Origin of the sequence: Acinetobacter sp. 742879, from assembly GCF_000588535.1 — a bacterium.
Lineage (GTDB): Bacteria > Pseudomonadota > Gammaproteobacteria > Pseudomonadales > Moraxellaceae > Acinetobacter > Acinetobacter pittii.
The window spans coordinates 130,674-152,500 of sequence record NZ_JFYC01000001.1; the positions used below are offsets into that span (position 1 = coordinate 130,674).

The window sequence follows — 21,827 nt, forward strand, 5'->3', positions numbered from 1 at the left end:
TTTCGCACATCAAAACTATATTCCTTTTATGATGCTTATTTTGGAATTTATTTCAAGTCTTATTTAGTCCATTAGAGCAATTATGATTTATTAAATAAGCTAAGTGTTTGATATTGCGTAATGGTGTATTTTTAAATTTCGTTTAACGAAATTAATTTTCAAAAAAACTTGAAATTTGTATTTTTGTTCTCGTACTATGAAACACATCCGCAGTAAACAAGATTTAAAACATGGTATCCAGACAAGCTGGAGATGGCTGATGGGTGCGATGGAAATACATAAAAAGGGAGATCACAGATGATCCGTGATGAAGGCATGTTGGAGCAGTTACTTTCAACAATTCGAGATTTTGTAAAAAATGAATTGATCCCTCGTGAAAACGAAGTGGTAGAGAAAGACAAAATTCCGGATGACATTGTGCAGCAAATGCGTGAGCTTGGTTTGTTCGGTCTTACAATTCCCGAAGAATATGGTGGCCTAGGCATCACCATGGAAGAAGAGGTCAGAGTTGCATTTGAACTTGGACAAACTTCACCGGCTTTCCGTTCTTTAATTGGTACCAATAACGGGATTGGCTCAAGTGCAATTTTGATTGATGGCACAGAAGAGCAAAAGCAGAAATATTTACCGCGTTATGCAAGTGGCGAAATTATTGGTTCATTTTGTTTAACCGAGCCTGAATCTGGCTCTGACGCTGCCTCATTAAAAACCAGCGCAGTTAAGGACGGCGACTTTTATGTATTAAACGGCACCAAACGTTTTATTACCAATGCACCCCATGCTGCAACTTTTACTGTAATGGCTCGAACCAATCCTGAAATTAAAGGGTCTGGTGGTATTTCAGCTTTTTTAGTTGAGGCCAATACACCAGGGATTACGTTAGGCAAAATTGATCAAAAAATGGGTCAAAAGGGTTCACACACTTGTGATGTGATTTTTGAAAATTGCCGTGTGCCTGCTTCTGCATTGATTGGTGGGGTAGAAGGTGTCGGTTTTAAAACGGCCATGAAAGTGCTCGATAAAGGTCGTTTGCACATTGGTGCTTATAGCGTGGGTGTTGCCGAACGCATGTTAAACGACGCATTGCACTATGCGATTGAGCGTAAACAGTTTGGTCAACCTATTGCAAACTTCCAGTTGATTCAAGCCATGCTTGCCGACTCTAAAGCCGAGATTTATGCAGCTAAATGTATGGTCCTAGATGCAGCTCGCCGCCGTGATAATGGCGAAAACATTAGCACAGAAGCATCATGCGCAAAAATGTTTGCGACTGAAATGTGCGGACGCGTTGCTGACCGCTGTGTACAGATTCACGGTGGTGCAGGCTATATCAGTGAATATGCCATCGAGCGTTTTTATCGCGATGTGCGTTTGTTCCGTTTATATGAAGGAACCACGCAAGTTCAACAAATTATTATTGCCAAAAACATGATTAGGGAAGCTACAGCCTAATAAAAAATCAAATGCCATGAGGCATTGGATGCCTCATGTTCCTTCTGAGGATATGGACATGACAACAGAAACAGTTACCCAAAATACGGCTAGCAGTGAAGCTATCCAGACACCAAAAAAGATTTGGATTACCGCATTTATATTCGCTTTTTTAACATTGTTGTGTGATGGGGCAGACTTAGGTTTTTTGGCATTGAGCCTGACCAGTCTTAAAACAGAATTTCATTTAACGGGTGTACAAGCCGGAACATTAGGCAGCTTAACGCTTTTCGGATCGGCTGTGGGTGGTCTGATTGGCGGATGGGCTTGTGACCGTTTTGGGCGAGTACGCATTATTGTGTTCTTTATTGCTTATTCTTCAGTTTTAACCAGCGCACTGGGTTTTACTGATTCTTATATGCAATTTGCAGTTTTAAGAACTTTTGGAGCGATGGGTTTAGGTGCGCTCTATATTGCTTGTAATATTTTAATGTCTGAAATGGTGCCAACCAAACATCGCTCGACTGTTTTGGCTACTCTCATGACTGGTTATACACTGGGTTCTTTGCTCGCGACATTATTAGCTGGACATATTATTCCTGAACATGGCTGGCGTTTCCTTTACTGGATTGCAATTGCGCCTGTGGTGTTGTCAGTTTTGATGCACTTTTGTGTACCTGAACCTGAGTCTTGGAAAAAAGCCCGTCAATTAAAAGCGCTAGAAGTCGCTCAAAGTAATCAACCTAAAAAACGTCAAAATCCATATCTTGAGATTTTAAGAGATAAAAAACATGGCACCATGTTTGTGCTTTGGATTATTAGTACGGGTGCATTGCAGTTCGGTTATTACGGCGTAAGTAACTGGTTACCGGCTTATTTAGAGTCTGATCTGGGCATCAAATTTAAAGAAATGGCCATGTATATGGTCGGTACTTTCCTGATTATGATGTTTGCCAAAGTGATTGCAGGGATCGTTGCCGACAAATTAGGGCGCCGCGCTGTATTCGCTTTCGGAACCATTGGCACAGCTTTATTTATTCCGGTCATTGTCTATTTAAATACGCCTACGAATATTTTGTGGATGATGCTGTTCTTCGGTTTCCTTTACGGTATTCCATACGCAATTAATGCCACCTATATGACAGAAAGTTTCCCGACTTCTATTCGAGGCTCGGCAGTGGGTGGTGCTTATAATATTGGCAAAGTACTTTCTATTTTCTCTCCATTAACAATTGGTTTTCTATCGCAAAACGGTTCTATTGGCTTAGGGCTCTTGGTGATGGCTGCGGCTTATTTTATCTGCGGTGTAATCCCATTGTTATTTATTAAAGACCGACTATTTAACCCGCAAAAGGCAGAGTGACAGATCAATCTGTCACCTTAAATTAAGGATGAAAAGGGACAAGTGAGATGATAAATAAAATCACCAGTGACATTGAACCGATTTTAAAAGCTATTCCTGATGGGGCAACCATCATGACCGGCGGGGTTGGTGTGACGGGGCAACTTGCTGAATTAATTGAAGCCTTAATCGATTTAGGAAAAAAAGAACTTACCATTGTAAATAACAATGCGGCTTCTGGTGACCGTGGCCTAACCAAGCTCATTATTGCTGGCTGTGTTAAAAAAATGATTTGTTCATTTCCGAAATCTGCTGGATCAACCGTTTTTCAAGACTTATATAGAGCGGGAAAAATTGAGTTAGAACTGGTTCCACAAGGTAATTTGGCTTGTCGTATTCAGGCTGCTGGTGCAGGTTTGGGCGCTATTTTTACGCCGACTGGTTATGGCACTAAAGTTGCCGAGGGTAAAGAAACCCGCACCATCAACGGTAAAAACTATGTACTTGAATATCCACTTGAAGCTGATTTTGCACTGATTTATGCCGATAAAGCTGACCGCTGGGGCAATTTAACTTATCGCAAAGCAGCCCGCAATTTTGGGCCAATTATGGCAAAAGCCGCCAAGACCACGATTGTTCAAGTGAATGACACCGTAGAGCTAGGAACGCTTGACCCAGAGTGCATTATTACACCGGGAATTTTTGTTCAGCACGTTGTAAAAGTAGGAGATATCTAATGTCAGTTCAAAAGCGTTCTCGTGAAGATATTGCCAAACTCATTGCCAACGACATTCCTGAAGGTTCTTATGTCAATTTAGGTATTGGCTTACCAACCAACGTTGCTAAATTTTTGCCTAAAGACAAAGAAATCTTTCTACATTCGGAAAATGGGGTTTTAGCTTTTGGTCCACCACCACAACCTGGTGAAGAAGACCAAGATTTGGTTAATGCCGGAAAAGAACTTGTCACTTTGTTAGATGGTGGATGCTTTATGCATCATGGCGACTCGTTTGACATTATGCGTGGTGGCCATCTGGACATTTGTGTGATTGGTGCATTCCAAGTTGCGGTAAATGGAGACTTGGCAAACTGGCATACCGGTAAAGCAGATGATGTACCAGCAGTCGGCGGTGCTATGGACTTGGCGGTCGGCGCAAAAACGATTTATGTCTATATGGAACATGTCACTAAAAAAGGTGAGTCCAAAATTGTAAAAGAGCTGAGCTATCCAATGACGGGTGAGCAGTGTGTAGATCGTATTTATACCGATTTATGCATTATTGAACTCAAAGACCAAAAAGCTTATGTCACAGAAATGGTGGAAGGCTTAACTTTTGATGAGCTACAGGCAGTCACAGACTGTGAACTAATCGATGCACGTGTAGCCTAAATACACACGGAAAAACGCTTCTTTAAGGATTAAAAGATGAAAAAATTAATATTAGCTGCAGCTTGCGCTGCGGCTTCAGGGACTATTTTTGCAAATTCTTCAGATACGACAGAACAAAGAATTAATTTGCTAGAAACCGAGCTGCAAAAATTAAAAGCAGAACTTGCTGCTCAGAAACAAACTCAAAATAATTTACAGGTCAAACAGGTAAAGATTGAAGAAAACATTGAAAAAACTAAAGCAACGGTTACAGAGAAGCCTGTTGCTCCTTCATGGGTGACTTGGACAGATAATGTTAAGGTTTACGGTATTGCCCGTATTGATGCAGCGGTTGATTTTAAATCATCGCCTGATTCGGGGGGTAGAACGACCAGCAGCCTGTATCGAACACCTTTTGAAAGTGAAAAGCGTTCAAACCATGCACGCTCTGATGCCATGATTAATGCAAGCCGATTAGGCGTTTATTTTAATAGCCCAAATAAAGCAGTAACGGGAAATATTGAAGCCGATTTCTTTGATAGCTCTAACATGGGAACGGGAGATGGTAAATTCCGTATCCGTCATGCATTTTTTACCTATAAAGACTGGACCTTTGGTCAAACATGGTCACTCATGTCTAACATGGAAACCCGTACAGAAGCTGTTGATTACACCCAATTTGTGGGAACCTCTTATACGCGTACTCCTCAAATTCGCTATGACTGGAAAATTGATGCCAATAATGATTTAAAAGTAGCTTTGGAATATACAGGTTCGAGAGTCTCGGCATTTCCAACTTTAACGGGTCGCTATACCTTTAAACAGGGGCCTCTAACGGCACTTGCTCAAGGCTTTATTAATGAAAAGTCTACAGATGTCGCAACTGCCACGGTGAAGAAAGTAAGCTGGGGGGCAGGAGGCGGCTTAAAATATCAACTCACGCCACAACAATCGGTACAAGCAAATTATCAATATATTGTCGGTGATCAAAAATTTATGCCGTACACCACCCAAAGTGGGTTGGCAAATTCAGCAAGTTTAAATGCCGCGGGTGATTTTTCTTTAAACGAAGACAAAACAGATTTGGTTATGAATAAGTTGAATAGCATCAATATTGGTTATTCATATAAATTTAATGAGCAATGGCGTGCAAACTTATCGGCTTCAATGTTTGATTATGATGATGACACGGCTTATGCCAAACTTAACCCAGATGCCAACAAACGCCTAACTGACTATGCAGCTAACGTTTTCTATTCACCAATTGAGCAAATGGATATTGGTATGGAATATCATCAAGGCAAACGAGAAGTATTTGATGGCAGAACCGCTGATGTATCACGTGTAAACTTTGTATCGATGTATAAATTCTAAAATGGGACGTAGTTAAAAATGGAAAAAATAGTTGAGCCCAATGCAGAAAATATACTGTCAAAAAGCTTTATTTTTATCATGGCAATGACATGTGGCATTTGTGCGGGTTCAAACTATTATAACCAGCCCTTAATCTATTCAATTGCAGAAGCATTAAAAGTTAATGCCGATCAAGTCGCCTTAACTATTGTGATTAGCCAACTGTCATATGCAGTTGGCCTTTTTATATTGGTTCCCTTAGGCGACTTTTTTGAAAAGCGCAGTTATATTTGCTTGCTCATGTGTTGTACGGGGCTTGCACAAGTAGGGCTATCTTTAAGTCAAACCTTGCCAGCTTTATATGGCTTTACCTTTTTAGCGACATTCTTTTCGATTGCAACTCAAGTTTTGGTTCCTTTCGCCGCAGGTTTAGCCAGCCCGAAAAAAAGCCCTCAAGTTGTAGGCACTCTCATGAGTGGTTTGTTCTTAGGAATATTATTAGCGCGTTCCATTGCAGGCTTACTTTCTACAGTTTGGTCTTGGCATGCGGTTTATTTAATTAGTGGAATTGTCATTTTGGTGTTTGCTTGGGTGATGTGGGTGAAGTTGCCAGTTGCGCGTAAGTCTCACCAACTCAATATTCTACAGATTTATGGTTCACTATTTTCATTAGCTGTTCACCAGCCGCATTTATTACGCCGTGGTTTTGCTGGTGGAATTGGCTTTGGAATTTTAGCTCTGATTTTTACCACTATGACTTTTATTTTGGCGAATGAGCCTTATCACTTTAACGATTTCCAGATTGGTTTATTTGGGATTGTTGGATTGGCAGGGGTATTTGCGACTCCTTGGGCAGGGAAGAAAATTGCAGCGGGGCTTGAAAATAAAATTGCAGTGATTTGCATGGGGTTATTAATAAGTGCATGGATACCACTATTTTTTGCCCAGCAGTCTTTGGTTGCCTATGCTGTTGGTGTAATTATGGCGTACTTTGGTTTGTCGGCATTTCATGTACTCAACCAAAATTTGGTCTATCGAATTTCGGCTGAGGCGCGTTCTCGTATTAATTCAATTTATATGACTTTATATTTTGGTGGAGCCGCCTTAGGTTCTTTTATTGCGGTGTATGCTTGGAAACACTGGGGATGGGAAGCATGTGCTGCCTTAGGTTTAGTGATGGCATTGGTGAGTTTTACGATTGATCGCTTAGATTTTTATGAAATGAACAAGTTAGCAAAGCAAGAAAAAGCTCCATAAATAGGAGCTTCAATATTTTATTATTTGCGAATAATCATTAATGTTGCCGAGGCAAAAGCATACACTTTGCCGTTCTCATCTACGATTTTTCCTTCGGTACTAATAATATTACGGCCCGCATTAATCAATTCGGCTGTCGCATAGTACGAAGTATCAACTTGCATGGGACGGATCATTTTTACATTTAAATCAATGGTTCCATAACCAACGCCATGTTCAAGTAATGTATGAGCTGCGCTGCCTGTTGCCGTATCTAAAGCTGTGGCGCAAAAGCCGCCGTGTACACCGCCTTGTATATTTCTATGTTCTTTGCGAGGAGTAACTTTATAAGTTGCTTTACCTTCGGAAACTTCAACGAGTTCCATTGGTATGGTGTGAGCCATAGGTGATGGAGAAACTTCACCATTTTTTAAAGCGGTTAAAAATTCAAGACCTGTGTATTTCGGGCTTTCCATAAATCGTCCTTGCATGATTAAGCAGTCTAATCACCATACTATAAATTGATTTTTTACGGAATAAAATTTTGCAATACAAAATATAAATTTATTCTACTTAAAACGAGACTAATAACTTTTTATCTTATATTTGTATTTAAAACATATATCTATATTTTATTCCTATGGCTAAGTTACGATAATTTTATTAAATTAGTGAAAATATATTTTGCTATAAGAAATTTTTTGATATTTTGATGAGATTGAAACAATAAAAGTCCATTTTAAGGAAAAACGATATCTGCCCATAACACAGGCAGAGAGGTGAAAGGAAAAAAACTATGCCTTTATACAAAGCTCCATTACGCGATATGCAATTTGTGCTGCATGAAATGCTTCAAACAGAACAGAACTACCAAGGTTTAAGCAAATATCAGGAAAGCGTAAATCGAGAATTAATTGATCAATACTTAGAGGCAGCAGCAGATTTTTGTGAAAATGAATTGGCGCCCATAAATCAAAATGGCGATCAGGAAGGCTGTCATTTAAATCAAGGCGTAGTCATAACGCCGAAAGGTTTTAAAGAAGCCTACCAAAAATATACCGAGCTTGGGTTTACCTCGTTAACCGCCGACCCTGAATATGGTGGGCAAGGCTTACCAACATTGCTGCGGATTGCCATTTCTGAAATGTTATGTGGTTCTAATTGGGCGTGGGCAATGTATCCCGGCTTGTCTCATGGCGCAATGAGAACCATTGAGCATCATGGTACTGAGCAACAAAAACAGCAGTATTTGACTAAACTCATTAGCGGTGTCTGGACGGGAACAATGTGTTTAACCGAATCCCATGCAGGCTCAGACCTTGGGTTAATTAGAACGAAAGCCGAACCAAATCCGGATGGTAGTTACTCAATTACAGGCGAAAAGATTTTTATCTCGGCAGGAGAACACGATCTTTCTGAAAATATTATTCATATTGTTTTAGCCCGTTTACCTCAGGCACCCGCAGGGACTAAAGGTATTTCTTTATTTATTGTGCCTAAATTTAATGTGAGTGACGACGGTCAGGTGCTGGACCGTAATAACGTCGTTTGTAGCGCGATTGAACATAAAATGGGGATTCATGGTAATGCCACCTGCGTACTTAATTTTGATGGCGCCAAAGGTTATTTGATTGGTCCTGAAAATCGCGGGCTCAATTGTATGTTTACCTTTATGAATACCGCACGTATTGGAACGGCAGTTCAAGGGCTTGCTGCTTCTGAAATTTCATTTCAGGGCGCATTAAGTTATGCCAAAGAGCGACTCGCTATGCGTTCGTTATCTGGTCCTAAATATCCTGAGAAAAATGCCGACCCAATTATTGCGCATCCCGCTGTACGTTCAATGTTAATGACACAAAAAGCTTTTTCTGAAGGGGGCCGCGCACTGGCTTACTTTCTGGCTCAGCATGTCGATATTGTCGAAAGCTCAAACGATCAGGAACAGCAAAAACACTCCGATGAATTACTGGCTTTTTTAACACCTATTGCTAAGGCCTTTTTAACAGAGTCGGGTAATGAGTCTGCCAAGCATGGCGTTCAAGTATTTGGCGGTCATGGCTTTATTGTTGAGCATGGAATGGAGCAAATTGTACGTGATGCGCGTATCTCAACATTGTATGAAGGAACGACCGAAATTCAATCTTTAGATCTACTTGCACGTAAAGTCCTCAAGTCAGAAGGCAAACTTCTAAAAAATATGACTGACTTAATTGATCAATTTATTGGTCAACAGCAATCCAATGAAGTCTTGAAACCTTATTTAGAAAAATTAGCTGAGCTTAAGCAACAATGGTTGTCACTGACCAAAACTATTGCAGAGAAAGCCAAGCACAACCCAGAAGAAATAGGGGCAGCTTCAGTAGATTATCTTTATTTTTCCAGTTACGTTGTGTTCGCGTATTTGTGGGCTCGAATGGCACAAGTTGCCCATGAAAAATTAGAATCGGGTACACAAGAGGAAGATTTTTATAAAGCAAAATTAACGACAGCTAAGTTTTTCTATCAAAAGCTTTTGCATCGTACACAGAGCCATGCCGCTTCTATTGAGTCAGGAGCTGAATCTGTGATGGAGCTCGATCAAGATGCTTTTGCATTTTAGTGAATGATAAGTTCTAGAATCACTGGGTGAAATTGACATGCGAAATTTTACCTAGTGATTAAATTTGTAATTTTAGACTCATCAGTTTTTGGTAGGAAAAACCAGTTGAGCCAATGAAATAGAGGGTTAACATAAGCATTAAAACGTGAATTTTCATCAAATATTGAAGTTGTATAAGGACTAAGGAAAGAAAATCATGAATGCTTATTATCAATTACTGAATAGAACAATTGGTCCTCAAGGTGAAGTCATTGCTCATTATTGCTCAACTGTCCATGCACAAGGGGCTTGGAACCCTCATGAACAGCACATGGCGCCCGCAAGTGGTGTAATCGCAGCAGAGTTAGAGCAATTTTCACCACGACAAGATATGCGAATTGGTCGAATTAGTTTTGATATTTTTGGATTGATTGCTTTTGGTGAGTTTACGATTAAGACACATGTCATTCGTGCTGGTAAAACCATTGAACTGATTGAAGCAGAACTACAAGCACAAGGTAAAACCTGCATTGTGGCTAGGGCATGGCGCATGTGTACTCAAGATAGTTCCGATATTGCTGGGCTTGAAGATCAGCCAGTTCACCATCCAGATACTTTTACAGAATGGACGGGCATGAAAAGATGGCCGGGTGGCTTTATCCAGACACTCGTCACTAAAACGGATGATCAGCATCGCGCAGGTAAAGGCATTGTTTGGCTCAATAATGATAAAGAAATCGTGGAAGGGCAGCCGACCACAGATTTTGCGCATTTAATTGGCATGGTAGATGCGGCAAACGGGATTGTGCCAAGACAAGAAGGAGAATTTACTTGGGGCTTTCCAAATCTTGATTTGCAAGTTCACATGCACCGTTATCCGCAAGGGAAATGGCTAGGTTTGGAAACCGTTCAGCAATATGGTTCGGATGGTATTGGTTTAACCAGTGCAGTTTTACATGATGTGTATGGTCCATTTGGACGAAGCGAGCAGATTTTGACTTTACGTAAAATGACTAAATAAATTTTTGAGCCAATAAAAAAGTCATCCCTAAGGATGACTTTTTATTTTGAGATTTAATTTTAGTTACGGACTTTTAGCAGTGTTGGTGTAAGTTCATCCCAACGTTGTTTTGCAGCGTCCATTGCTTTCATTTTGATATGACCATAACCGCGGACTTCTGCTGGTAATTTTGCAATTTGCTCAGCAACTACCAAGTTATGATTGTCTGGTGCTTCAACAAGTGCTTCAACAAATGCGATGTAACGGTCACGCCAAGCTTGTTCGTGTTGACGTTCTTCTTGACGTGCAAATGGGTCAAGGAAAGTTTCACGAAGCCATTGTAAGCGAGCAAGCATCATCATTGGGAAGCGCATCCAGTAACCAAACGCACGTTTACGGACATTTTTCAGGCCACCAAGTAACGCTGGCGGAGCAAGGTGATACGTTAAATGTAGGCCTTTACCGAACTGTGTTTCAATCGATTCTTTGAAGCTTTTACCTGTTAAAAGACGTGCAACTTCATATTCATCTTTATATGCCATGACTCTATAAAGCTGAGTTGCAATCGTACCTGTTAACTCTTCTGGTAACTTTTTAGCAGCTAATTCTACAAGCGTACGGTATTTAGCTGCATAAGCTTCATTCCAATAGTCTGTTAGACGAGCAGAACGGTCTTCAACAAGTTCAGCTAAAGTTTGCGGAGTTTTGGTTTTTGGCATTGCCGCAACTAAACGTGCAGCTAAAGTTGGGTCACTTGCAAGATGACAACCCACGCGGAAAGCTTCGAGGTTCTTTTCAACAGCAGTACCATTTAAGCGAATTGCTTTTTCAATGCTTTCACGTAATAACGGAATACGTCCAGATTGCCATGCCATACCGAGTAATAACTGGTTGGTATAGATTGAATCACCTAGCAGTTGCGTTGCAATGCGAGCTGCTGGCAAAGAAACTAGTTGACCTTGACGAACACGACCACGAAGACGATCAATTAAATCGCTAATAGGTGCATACCAGTCACGAGATTTAATAAACTCAGAAGTAGGCGTACTGTCTTCATTCACAATAACTAAAGCATCATCTTTTAAGCGAGATAGAGCAGCGCTACCACCAGCGACTACCGCATCTGCACCAATCAATAATTCACATTGGCCCGCCGGAATTTTAGTAGAAGAAATTTGCTCATCACTTGCCGCAAGTTGAACGTATGAATAAACCGTACCACCTTTTTGAGCAAGACCTGCCATGTCCATAACACGTGTAGCTTTACCTTCTAGGTGAGCTGCTATACCAAGCAGTGCACCAATAGTCACAACACCTGTACCACCAATACCGCCAACCATAATACGACTTGGAACGTCATATAACTGAGGAATAACTGGTGATGTTGGCCAGCCTGCACCAATACCTTCAAATTTAGCCGGTCGTTTCATGTCACGTGTATGAACAGTCACAAAACTAGGGCAGAACCCTTCGGCACAAGTGAAGTCTTTGTTACAGCTACTTTGGTTAATTTGACGTTTAGTACCTAATGCTGTTTCTACTGGCTCAATAGATAAACAGTTTGATTTTTTCGAACAGTCGCCACAGCCCTCGCAAATATCACTATTAATGTATAAACGCTCAGCTGGGTCAGGGTACGCATCACGTTTGCGACGACGGCGTTTTTCGCTGGCACAGGTTTGTACATAAATTAAAGCGGTGACACCTGTAACTTCACGAAGCTCACGTTGAACTGTATCGAGTTCATTACGGTGGCGAATTTCGACACCCGGTGCAATGCCATCTTCTTCGTTTAATAGTTTAACTTCATCAGTAACAATAACTTGTTTTTTAATGCCTTCGGCAGCAAGCTGACGAGTTAACTGCGCAACGCTCAAATGACCATCTACATGCTGACCACCTGTCATAGCGACTGCATCGTTATAGAGGATTTTGTAGGTAATATTGGTTTTTGCAGCGATAGACTGACGAATTGCTAAGTAACCTGAGTGGAAGTAAGTTCCGTCACCAAGGTTGGCAAAAATGTGTTTTTCATTGGTAAATGGTGATGCACCCACCCAACTTACACCTTCACCGCCCATTTGAGAGAATGTTTCGGTACCGCGGTCAAGTGAAACTGCAATATAGTGACAACCGATACCGCCTAATGCACGGCTACCTTCAGGAACTACGGTTGAAGAGTTATGTGGGCAACCACTACAGAAATACGGTTTACGTTCAGCAAGATCAATAACACGTTTTGATTCTTGTTCTGCTTTTAGCAGTAAGTCGATTCTGCTTTGGATTTGTGTTTTTAAACTTTCAGGAATATCGAGTTTTAAGAAGCGAGCAGCTAGCATTTTTGCAATAGGTTCAGGCTGGTACTCATAGTGACCAATGAGCGGTGCTTCTTCAATAGAGGTACTCCATTCACCTTTGCCGTCAGTTGCTTTACCAATCACATGTGGACGTTTGCCATCAGGCAGTGAGTACAGCTCATCTTTAATTTGTGTTTCAATAATTGGACGTTTTTCTTCAATAACGATCAGTTCTTGTAAACCTTCGGCAAACTCACGAACACCTTGAGGTTCTAAAGGCCAAATCAGACCAACCTGATAAACACGTAGCCCAAGTTGTTGGGCAGTTTCATCTTCAATACCTAAAATACGTAAGGCTTCAATGGTATCTAAATAACCTTTACCACTTGCAGCAATACCGATACGGGCATTTTCACAAGGCCATGTAACGGTGTTGATTTTATTGGCACGGGCATAGGCCAAAACAGCAGGTAAGCGATATTTATAAAGGCGTTCTTCTTGCTGAATGCCATGATCTGGCCAACGAATATTGACGCCACCCTCTGGGAAATTGATATCTTCTGGTATAACCGGAGTAACACGGTCTAGGTCGACATGAACAGAAGCAGAAGTTTCTACAATTTCACTGACGAGCTTCATTGAAGACCAAAGGCCAGAAAAACGTGAAACAGCAATGGCGTGAACACCAAAGTCTAAAATTTGTTGAACGGATGTTGGGTAGAAAATTGGAATGCCACAACCAATCATGACATGTTCGGACTGGTGAGGGATTGTAGAAGATTTACATGAGTGGTCATCACCAAATAAAGCAACCACACCACCACGTTCAGAGGTACCAGCTAAGTTAGCATGGCGGAGTACGTCGCCTGAACGGTCAACACCCGGGCCTTTACCATACCACCAAGAAGACACTCCATCATATTTGCCTTGGCCTGAAAGGTTAACTTGTTGGGTACCCCAAATTGCGGTAGCAGCCAAGTCTTCATTTACACCAGGTTGAAACACAACATTATGGGATTTAAGTAATCCTTGAACTTGCCAAAGGAAACTATCATAGTTACCAACAGGAGAACCGCGATAACCAGAAATAAAACCAGCAGTATGATAACCATTAATCGCGTCACGGCGAGTTTGGGCAAGAGGCAACCGAACAAGTGCCTGAATGCCGGTCATATATGCTGTACCGTTATCACTTACATATTTATCTTCAAGTGACACATCCTTTGTTGCAATAATATTTGGAGTGACTTTTGTAGCTATATTCATTTATATCTCCTTAGAATTTTTAGTAGCTCGGACTACTTTCTTTTTTCAACATCCAGTTGAATATTTGGAGCAAGTGACATACGAAATAAAAAAAGATCGGTTCCTCTTCTTAAAAAGAATTAGTGCCAATGTATGTACATTTAGTCATTGTGGTTGATCTAAACTGGTGCAACAATCCGTAATTTAGGAAAACATATTTACGTTATGCGCAAAAATCTCGATGGTGGACTATTGCATGCAATGCATGCATTCCTGAAAGTGATTGATAGCGGGAGTTTCACAGCAGCAGCTGAGCAGATGGATCTGACCACAGCACAGGTTTCACGTCTTATCAGCGAGCTAGAAACACGCTTAGGTACAAAATTAATACAACGCTCAACGCGCCAGCAGGCACTGACCGATATTGGTGCGACTTACGCAGAGCGGTGTCGTCAAGTCATTTCAATGGTGGATGAAGCGGAGTCGGAAGTAACAGGAACAGCATCTAAACCCAAAGGCCGTTTACGTGTATTAAGCATGGGAAGCTTTGGGCATCATTATGTTTTTCCAGTGATGGCCGAGTTTTGTAAGCATTACCCTGAATTAACCGTGGAATATACGACTTCACAGTACGTTCCAGACTTGTTGGCAAAAGGGGTGGATGTCAGTCTTTATCTGACTGAATCATTAACAGATTCTCGGTTTGTTGCACGCAGAATTGGCACTATTTTTTCTGTTTTATGTGCTTCACCTGCTTACCTCGAAAAACATGGTATGCCAAAGTCCCCAGAAGACTTAAAAAATCATGCCTGTTTACGCTTGGTAAACCCGTCTATTACGCCAGATTGGCACTTATTAAATACAAGTGGTGAGTCTTACCAAATCGACATTGGCGGACAACTTATTGCAGATAACCCTGAGTTATTATTAGATGTAGTGCAACAGGATATGGGCATCGCGTTATTGCCGATGTTTTCAGCTTTAGATGCGGTTCAAAATGGAAGATTATGTCATATCTTGCCAGAGTGGCGTTCGCCCGATATAGGGGTTTATACCTTGTTGCCTTCACGCCATTTTATTGATGCCAAAACTCGTGCATGGTTAGATTGGGTGGAAGAATATATTTCCCCAAGAATTGAAATGGATGCATCTTATTTTTATAAATAATGAGATAATTTTTTTAAGGACTAAGATAGAAAAGGATGAAGAATAATACGGATTAGAATAAAAATAGGGTAGAGAATGCTTCTTTTGAAAGAGGCATTTAATACACAGATAAATAATAGATTTTAAAAAATTGCATGAGGGATTTAGTCCCAATTCCTGAACAGAATGAGATAAAGATTAGATAGGATGATCTGGTACTTTGCCTTATATTAAGCCTTATACCAGATGCTGACCTACTTTAATTTATGGTTAGGCACACTTGGTTTGCCAATAAGCATTTGCATAGTTCGACAAGCTTTTTCGGTTTAACACATTGCTAATATTTTGGCTGGCTTGCATCAGTTTTTCTAAGTCAATGCCAGTTTTAAAGCCCATGTGTGACAGCAAATAAAATAGATCTTCGGTCGATACATTGCCAGAAGCACCTTTGGCATAAGGGCAACCGCCAAGTCCTGCAAGAGATGAATCAAAAACACGAATACCTTGCTGTAAAGACTGATAAATATTGGCAATCGCCATGCCATAGGTATTGTGGAAATGTCCTGCCAAAACCTTGCTGTCGAGTTCAGCGAGGCATGCTTGCCAAACCTTTTGAACGCGATCTGGTGTTGCGGTACCAATAGTTTCACCTAAAGACACCTCATAGCAGCCCATATCATAGAGCCGTTTAACAACTTTTACCACTTGTTCAGGGGCAATTGCACCTTCATAAGGACAGTCGACAACACAAGAGACATAACCGCGCACACGGATGTTATGCGCTTTTGCCGCGCTCATGACATCGCTAAATTTTTCAAAGCTTTCATCAATAGAGCAGTTGATATTTTTGCGGGTAAAACTTTCAGAAGCTGCGGTAAACACCGCAACCTCTTTGCATCCTACCGCTTGAGCAGTTTCAAAACCTTTGATATTGGGGGTGAGCAGGCTAAATTGCACATCAGTTGTTTGGGGTAACAGCTTAAATAGCTCATCACTTTGAGCCATTTGAGGTACCCATTTTGCCGAAACGCATGAACCGACTTCAATCGATTTCAGACCTGCATTAATAAGGTCATTAATAAAGTTTAAGCGTTGTTCGACAGTCAAAGCCTGCTTTTCATTTTGGAGGCCGTCTCTGGGACCGACCTCCACGATTTTGACAAACTCACTCATGCAACTTCCTCCTGAGCAGGCTGAAATTCCACAAGCTCGTCGCCAGCTTTGACCTGATCACCGACTTGGAAATAGGAGTCTACAATCACGCCGTCTTTAGGGGCGCGGATGGTATATTCCATTTTCATTGCTTCAAGCGTCATTAAAATATCGTCTTTCTTCACGCTATGATTTGCACTCACCAGTACTTGCGTGACCACACCCGGCATTGGTGCTTTTAGGTGGCCTTCATCGGCTTGGCTATCTGCTTGATTAAAGTCTTGGCGAATATAAGCAAACTTATAGCTCTGTCCATTTTGGAATAAGGTAATGCCTTGCTGACTTTGGTTAAAAGACAGCTTTTGCTTAGACCCACCAATTTGAACAGACGCCGTATGCGCATCAATCAATTGACCTGAAATCGGGTAGCTTTGACCGTTATATTCTGCGGTGAAGCCATCTTCATTTGAGGCAAACTTAATTTGGATATTTTGGTTTAAATAATTCAGTTTAATACTATGCTGATAAGCAATATTTAAACGCCAAAGTGGTTGAGCCTGCCAAAGCTGTTTTTGACTTGAGCTGTTGTTATTAAGTTTACTTAGAAACTCAATAAATGCCGCTGCTACTATTAGTTCAGGTTTGATCTCTTCAGGACTAAACAAGAAGTTTTGTTCACGTTGAATCAGGTTGGTATCAAGCTTGGCTTGTTTAAAAGACTCACTGCGTACAATTTTTTCAAGAAAGGCAATGTTGTTACCTAAGCCATCCACATGAAATTGGCTTAAAGCGTGTTGCATTTGAATGAGCGCAGCTTCACGGTTTTTACCCCATACGATCAGTTTGGCAATCATTGGGTCGTAATAGGTCGTGATTTCATCGCCTTCAACGATACCGCTGTCTACACGCACATACTGGTTTTGAGTTGGGTAATGCAAATAGTCAATTTTACCAATGGCAGGTAAAAAGCCTTTTTCTGGTTCTTCGGCGTAAATACGTGCTTCAAGCGCATGTCCATGAATCTGCAATTCGTTTTGTAGTTTAGGCAAAGGTTCGCCATAAGCCACACGAAGTTGCCATTCAACCAAGTCTTCACCTGTAATCATTTCCGTGACAGGATGCTCGACTTGTAGGCGGGGATTCATTTCCATGAAATACGCCGTACCATCTTGTTCTACAATAAACTCAACCGTACCTGCGCCCACGTAATTTACCGCGCGTGCAGCATCAATTGCAGCTTGGCGCATTGCATCGAGCTTCTCGCTTGGCATTTGTGGAGCAGGGGCTTCTTCTAGCACTTTTTGGTGACGGCGTTGTACAGAGCAGTCACGTTCAAACAGATGCACATAGTTGCCATGTGTGTCGCCAAACACTTGAACTTCAATATGGCGAGGCTGAATCACATAACGCTCAATTAAGACATCATCATTACCAAAGCTCGATTTGGCTTCACGTTTACACGAAGCTAAGGCATGCAAAAAGTCTTCACTGCGTTCAACCAGACTCATGCCTTTACCACCGCCGCCAGCACTAGCTTTAATTAAAACAGGATAGCCAATTCGGTCTGCCTGCTGTTTTAAAAAGTCAGCATCTTGGTTGGTTCCGTGATAACCCGGTGTTAAAGGAACACCTGCTTTTTCCATTAAAGCTTTAGAGGTCGCTTTTAAGCCCATTGCTAAAATGGCATCTACTGGCGGGCCAATAAAGCAAATGTTGTGTTGTTGGCAAGCGAGTGCAAACTGGTCATTTTCAGAAAGGAAGCCGTAACCCGGATGAACCGCTTGACTGCCTGTATCGATCGCTGCTTGAATAATACGATCAACCTGTAAATAACTTTGCGTTGCAGGGGACTGACCAATATAAACCGCTTCATCTGCAAGTTTGACGTGTTGTGCATTTGCGTCTGCATCTGAGTAAACGGCAACCGTTGCTATCCCTAATTTTTTAGCTGTACGAATTACGCGGCATGCAATCTCGCCACGGTTCGCAATTAAAATCTTTTCAAACATGATGATCGTCCTTAATTGTTGTTATTCGAGTTAGAAACCCAAGCAGGCTGCTGTTTATTTAAAAAGGCACTCAGACCTTCTTTTGCCTCGCTGCCTTGACGAACTTGAGCAATATGATGTGCTGTCTTTTGCAGCAAGTCATTGCTCATGGTCTGGTTGCTCACCATTTGAATGAGTTGTTTTGATGCCGCTTGAGCATGCGGGCCACCGAGTAATAGAGCATCAACAATTTCTTGAACTTTTTTATCTAAGTCTTCCGCATCTGCCACTTCATGTGCCAAGCCAATGTGTTTGGCATCACGTGCTGAAATTCGCTCGGCAGTTAAGAAGTAACGAGAGGCTTGTCTTGCACCAATCGCACGGATCACATAGGGACTAATGGTAGATGGAGCAAGCCCTAAACGAACCTCAGATGTTGCAAATTTGGCGTCGGTGCTGGCAATACAAATATCACATGCCGATGCCAAACCCATGCCACCACCAAAAGCAATGCCATGCACACGAGCAATAGTCGGTTGTTTTAGCGTTGCAAGTGCATCCAACATTTGTGCAAGTTTTAATGCATCTACTTCATTTTCTGCTGAAGATGCCTGACCTGCCTGTTTCATCCAGTTGAGGTCGGCACCTGCCGAAAAGCTTTTGCCGCGACCAGCTAAAACCACAACACGAATGTCATCACGGGTATTAATTTGCTTAAAGCAAGCATGTAGTTCTTCAATGACTGTCGTATTAAAAGCATTGTGTAGTTCAGGGCGGTTCAGCCAAACATAGGCAACCTGACCTTGTTGTTCGAGTTGTAAAAATTGATAGCTCATATACACCTCTTACATGCGGAACACGCCAAATTTGGTTGGCTGGATTGGGGCGTTCATGGCCGCAGCCAAACTTAAACCAAGTACCTGACGAGTTTGCGCTGGATCAATTACGCCATCATCCCAAAGGCGAGCAGAAGCATAGTACGGATGGCCTTGACGTTCATATTGTTCACGAATCGGTTGTTTAAATTCATCTTCTTCTTGTGCTGACCACTCGGCACCTTTTTGCTCAATCTGATCACGTTTTAAAGTTGAGAGTACGCTTGCTGCTTGCTCGCCGCCCATCACTGAAATACGAGAGTTTGGCCAAGTCCATAAAAAGCGTGGTGAATAAGCACGGCCACACATACCGTAGTTACCTGCACCAAACGAACCACCAATAATCAAGGTGAGTTTTGGTACATTTGCGGTTGCAACTGCCATAACCAATTTAGCGCCGTTTTTTGCAATCCCTTCATTTTCATACTGGCGACCAACCATAAACCCAGTAATGTTTTGTAGGAATAACAATGGAATATTGCGCTGTGTGCATAGCTCAATAAAGTGCGCGCCTTTTTGTGCAGACTCTGAAAATAAAATTCCGTTATTGGCAATAATGCCGACTGACATGCCGTAGAGTGAAGCAAAACCGGTAATCAGTGTTGAACCAAAGCGTGCTTTAAACTCATCAAAACGCGAGCCGTCTACAATACGGGCAATCACTTCACGTACATCAAAAGGTTTACGTGCATCGCTTGGCACTACACCATAGAGTTCTGATGCATCAAACAATGGTTCATCAACTTGTTTATTTAAGTCATTTGGCTTTTTATTAAGGTTAGCGACAATGTTTCGTGCAATGGCAATCGCATGTTCATCATTTTCAGCTAAATGGTCAGCCACGCCTGAAAGACGTGTATGCACATCACCACCGCCTAAGTCTTCACTGCTCACCACTTCGCCAGTTGCAGCTTTTACCAGAGGAGGGCCACCTAAGAAAATCGTACCTTGATTACGGACAATAATCGTTTCATCCGACATGGCAGGTACATAAGCACCGCCAGCGGTACAGCTACCCATTACTACAGCAATTTGGGCAATACCTAGGCTCGACATGCGTGCCTGATTATAGAAAATACGTCCAAAGTGATCACGGTCTGGGAAGACTTCATCTTGCATTGGTAAATAGGCACCGCCTGAGTCCACCAAATAAATACAAGGCAAGTGATTTTGTTCGGCAATTTCTTGTGCGCGTAAATGCTTTTTAACCGTAAGTGGGTAATACGTTCCACCTTTAACCGTTGCATCGTTAGCAACGATCATGCAAGTGATGCCGTTGACCTGACCAATACCCGCGATCACCCCAGCAGCAGGAACATCATCTTCATAAACGTTGTACGCTGCCAATTGACCAATTTCTAAAAATGCCGTGCCGACGTCAATCAGTTGATCAATACGTTCACGAGGTAAAAGTTTACCTCGAGCCAAATGTTTTTGACGGGCATTTTCACCGCCGCCTAAAGCAATACGCTGGGCAACTTGTTTTAGATCTGTGACCAATGTTTGCATGGCTTGCTGGTTTGTTTTGAAGTCTTCACTTCGAACATTAATCTTGCTTTGTAATTGGTTCATAAGATGCGTCCTTATTTGTAATTATTATTTGGTTTCATTGAAGAGTTCGCGGCCAATCAGCATGCGGCGAATTTCAGAAGTTCCAGCACCAATTTCATAAAGTTTTGCATCGCGCCATAAGCGGCCGGCAGGGAATTCATTGATATAACCGTTGCCGCCTAAACTTTGAATTGCTTCTCCAGCCATCCATGTTGCTTTTTCGGCAGAATATAAAATGGCACTTGCAGCATCTTTGCGTAGGCTGCGGTCATGGTCAGCTTTGTCACAGGCAGCACCAACAGCGTAGACGAGGGCTTTACATGCCAACCAAGTTGAATACATATCGGCAAGTTTGCCTTGCATAAGCTGGAACTCACCTAATGCCTGACCAAACTGTTCACGTTGATGTAAATAAGGAATTACCACATCTAGGCAGGCATCCATAATGCCTAAAGGTCCAGCACTTAAAACTGCACGTTCATAGTCTAGGCCGCTCATCAGTACTTTTGTGCCGTTACCAACACCGCCGAGTACGTTTTCAGCAGGTACTTCTACATTGTCAAAAAACAGTGGGTAAGTGTTAGAGCCACGCATACCGAGTTTGTCTAAATGGTTGCCATGACTAAAGCCTTTCATGCCTTTTTCAATTAAAAAAGCAGTCATACCTTTTGCGCCAGCTTGTGGGTCAGTTTTAGCGTAAACCACGAGTACATCTGCATCACCGCCGTTAGTGATCCACATTTTTGAACCATTTAAAACGAAGTGATCACCTTTTTGTTCGGCACGTAATTTCATGCTAACGACATCTGAACCTGCATTTGGTTCAGACATTGCAAGGGCACCAACATATTCACCAGAAATGAGTTTTGGTAAATACTTTTGTTTTTGTTGTTCGTTACCGTTACGGTTAATTTGGTTTACACATAAATTAGAATGAGCACCATAAGACAAACCAATGGCTGCCGAAGCACGGGAAATTTCTTGCATGGCAATAATATGAGCTAAATAACCCATATTGGCACCGCCATATTCTTCAGAAACCGTCATACCTAAAAGGCCCATATCTCCGAATTTTTTCCAGAGATGTGCAGGGAATTTGTTGTCTTGATCAACTTGTTGGGCAATTGGTGCAATTTCCTTTGCACAAAATGCTGCCACTGAATCTTGAAGCGCAATTAAAGTTTCATCTAGACCGAAATTCAAGCTGCGTAGGTTCATGATATCTTCATCCTATTGGTTATATTTGTTGTCCATAAAATATTTT

16 protein-coding genes are annotated in these 21,827 nt (G+C 41.7%); 9 read left to right on the forward strand and 7 right to left on the reverse strand.

Annotation, left to right across the window (positions count from 1 at the left end; translation table 11 throughout):
- Positions 1–297 precede the first annotated feature (297 nt).
- Genes J690_RS05440 through J690_RS05465 form a run of 6 tightly spaced genes read left to right on the forward strand, consistent with a single transcriptional unit; the run spans position 298 to position 6,752 of the window.
- Positions 298–1,452 (forward strand): acyl-CoA dehydrogenase family protein, encoded by a 1,155-nt coding sequence (locus J690_RS05440; protein WP_000617391.1) that lies wholly within the window; start codon positions 298–300, stop codon positions 1,450–1,452.
- 58 nt (positions 1,453–1,510) lie between these two features.
- Complete coding sequence (locus tag J690_RS05445; RefSeq protein WP_017481548.1) at positions 1,511–2,794, forward strand: MFS transporter; 1,284 nt, start codon at positions 1,511–1,513, stop codon at positions 2,792–2,794.
- Between the two features lie 47 nt (positions 2,795–2,841).
- The gene (locus J690_RS05450) at positions 2,842–3,510 is read left to right on the forward strand and encodes a 3-oxoacid CoA-transferase subunit A (RefSeq protein ID WP_032034595.1); all 669 of its coding nucleotides are present in this window, start codon (positions 2,842–2,844) and stop codon (positions 3,508–3,510) included.
- Positions 3,510–4,163 (forward strand): 3-oxoacid CoA-transferase subunit B, encoded by a 654-nt coding sequence (locus tag J690_RS05455; protein WP_021510325.1) that lies wholly within the window; start codon positions 3,510–3,512, stop codon positions 4,161–4,163. Before J690_RS05450 ends, J690_RS05455 begins: the two co-directional genes overlap by 1 nt.
- A 36-nt stretch (positions 4,164–4,199) precedes the next feature.
- Positions 4,200–5,516: an outer membrane trimeric porin-like protein DcaP gene (gene dcaP, locus J690_RS05460; protein WP_031947998.1), complete on the forward strand. Its 1,317-nt coding sequence runs from the start codon at positions 4,200–4,202 to the stop codon at positions 5,514–5,516.
- Between the two features lie 18 nt (positions 5,517–5,534).
- A complete protein-coding gene (locus J690_RS05465; RefSeq protein WP_032034599.1) occupies positions 5,535–6,752 on the forward strand; it encodes an MFS transporter in 1,218 nt (405 codons plus the stop codon).
- Between the two features lie 20 nt (positions 6,753–6,772).
- Here the strand turns inward: J690_RS05465 and J690_RS05470 are convergent, their stop codons facing one another.
- Entirely contained in the window at positions 6,773–7,222 is a 450-nt protein-coding gene (locus J690_RS05470; RefSeq protein ID WP_079284144.1) for a PaaI family thioesterase, read from the reverse strand.
- A 305-nt stretch (positions 7,223–7,527) separates the two neighbouring features.
- On the opposite strand from J690_RS05470, the gene J690_RS05475 reads away from it, so the two are divergent.
- Positions 7,528–9,330 (forward strand): acyl-CoA dehydrogenase C-terminal domain-containing protein, encoded by a 1,803-nt coding sequence (locus tag J690_RS05475; protein ID WP_032034602.1) that lies wholly within the window; start codon positions 7,528–7,530, stop codon positions 9,328–9,330.
- 196 nt (positions 9,331–9,526) lie between these two features.
- Positions 9,527–10,330, forward strand: a complete 804-nt coding sequence (locus tag J690_RS05480) for a thioesterase family protein (protein WP_032034604.1) — start codon at positions 9,527–9,529, stop codon at positions 10,328–10,330.
- 59 nt (positions 10,331–10,389) lie between these two features.
- On the opposite strand, the gene J690_RS05485 is transcribed toward J690_RS05480, so the two are convergent.
- Positions 10,390–13,872 (reverse strand): indolepyruvate ferredoxin oxidoreductase family protein, encoded by a 3,483-nt coding sequence (locus J690_RS05485; protein ID WP_032034606.1) that lies wholly within the window; start codon positions 13,870–13,872, stop codon positions 10,390–10,392.
- Between the two features lie 204 nt (positions 13,873–14,076).
- Between J690_RS05485 and J690_RS05490 the strand changes: the two genes are divergently transcribed.
- Positions 14,077–15,018 (forward strand): LysR family transcriptional regulator, encoded by a 942-nt coding sequence (locus J690_RS05490; protein ID WP_005069913.1) that lies wholly within the window; start codon positions 14,077–14,079, stop codon positions 15,016–15,018.
- 249 nt (positions 15,019–15,267) lie between these two features.
- Here J690_RS05490 and J690_RS05495 read toward each other — a convergent pair whose 3' ends face one another.
- The 5 genes from J690_RS05495 to J690_RS05515 are packed head-to-tail and all read right to left on the reverse strand — an operon-like array spanning position 15,268 to position 21,781.
- A complete protein-coding gene (locus J690_RS05495; RefSeq protein ID WP_032034609.1) occupies positions 15,268–16,170 on the reverse strand; it encodes a hydroxymethylglutaryl-CoA lyase in 903 nt (300 codons plus the stop codon).
- On the reverse strand, positions 16,167–18,158 hold the full coding sequence (locus J690_RS05500; protein WP_032034610.1) for an acetyl/propionyl/methylcrotonyl-CoA carboxylase subunit alpha: 1,992 nt from the start codon (positions 18,156–18,158) through the stop codon (positions 16,167–16,169). Before J690_RS05500 ends, J690_RS05495 begins: the two co-directional genes overlap by 4 nt.
- A gap of 11 nt (positions 18,159–18,169) precedes the next feature.
- On the reverse strand, positions 18,170–18,973 hold the full coding sequence (locus tag J690_RS05505) for an enoyl-CoA hydratase/isomerase family protein (RefSeq protein WP_032034612.1): 804 nt from the start codon (positions 18,971–18,973) through the stop codon (positions 18,170–18,172).
- A gap of 9 nt (positions 18,974–18,982) precedes the next feature.
- Entirely contained in the window at positions 18,983–20,584 is a 1,602-nt protein-coding gene (locus tag J690_RS05510; protein WP_032034615.1) for a carboxyl transferase domain-containing protein, read from the reverse strand.
- Between the two features lie 24 nt (positions 20,585–20,608).
- Positions 20,609–21,781, reverse strand: coding sequence for an isovaleryl-CoA dehydrogenase (locus J690_RS05515; protein WP_029424157.1), 1,173 nt, complete (start codon positions 21,779–21,781; stop codon positions 20,609–20,611).
- Between the last annotated feature and the right edge of the window lie 46 nt (positions 21,782–21,827).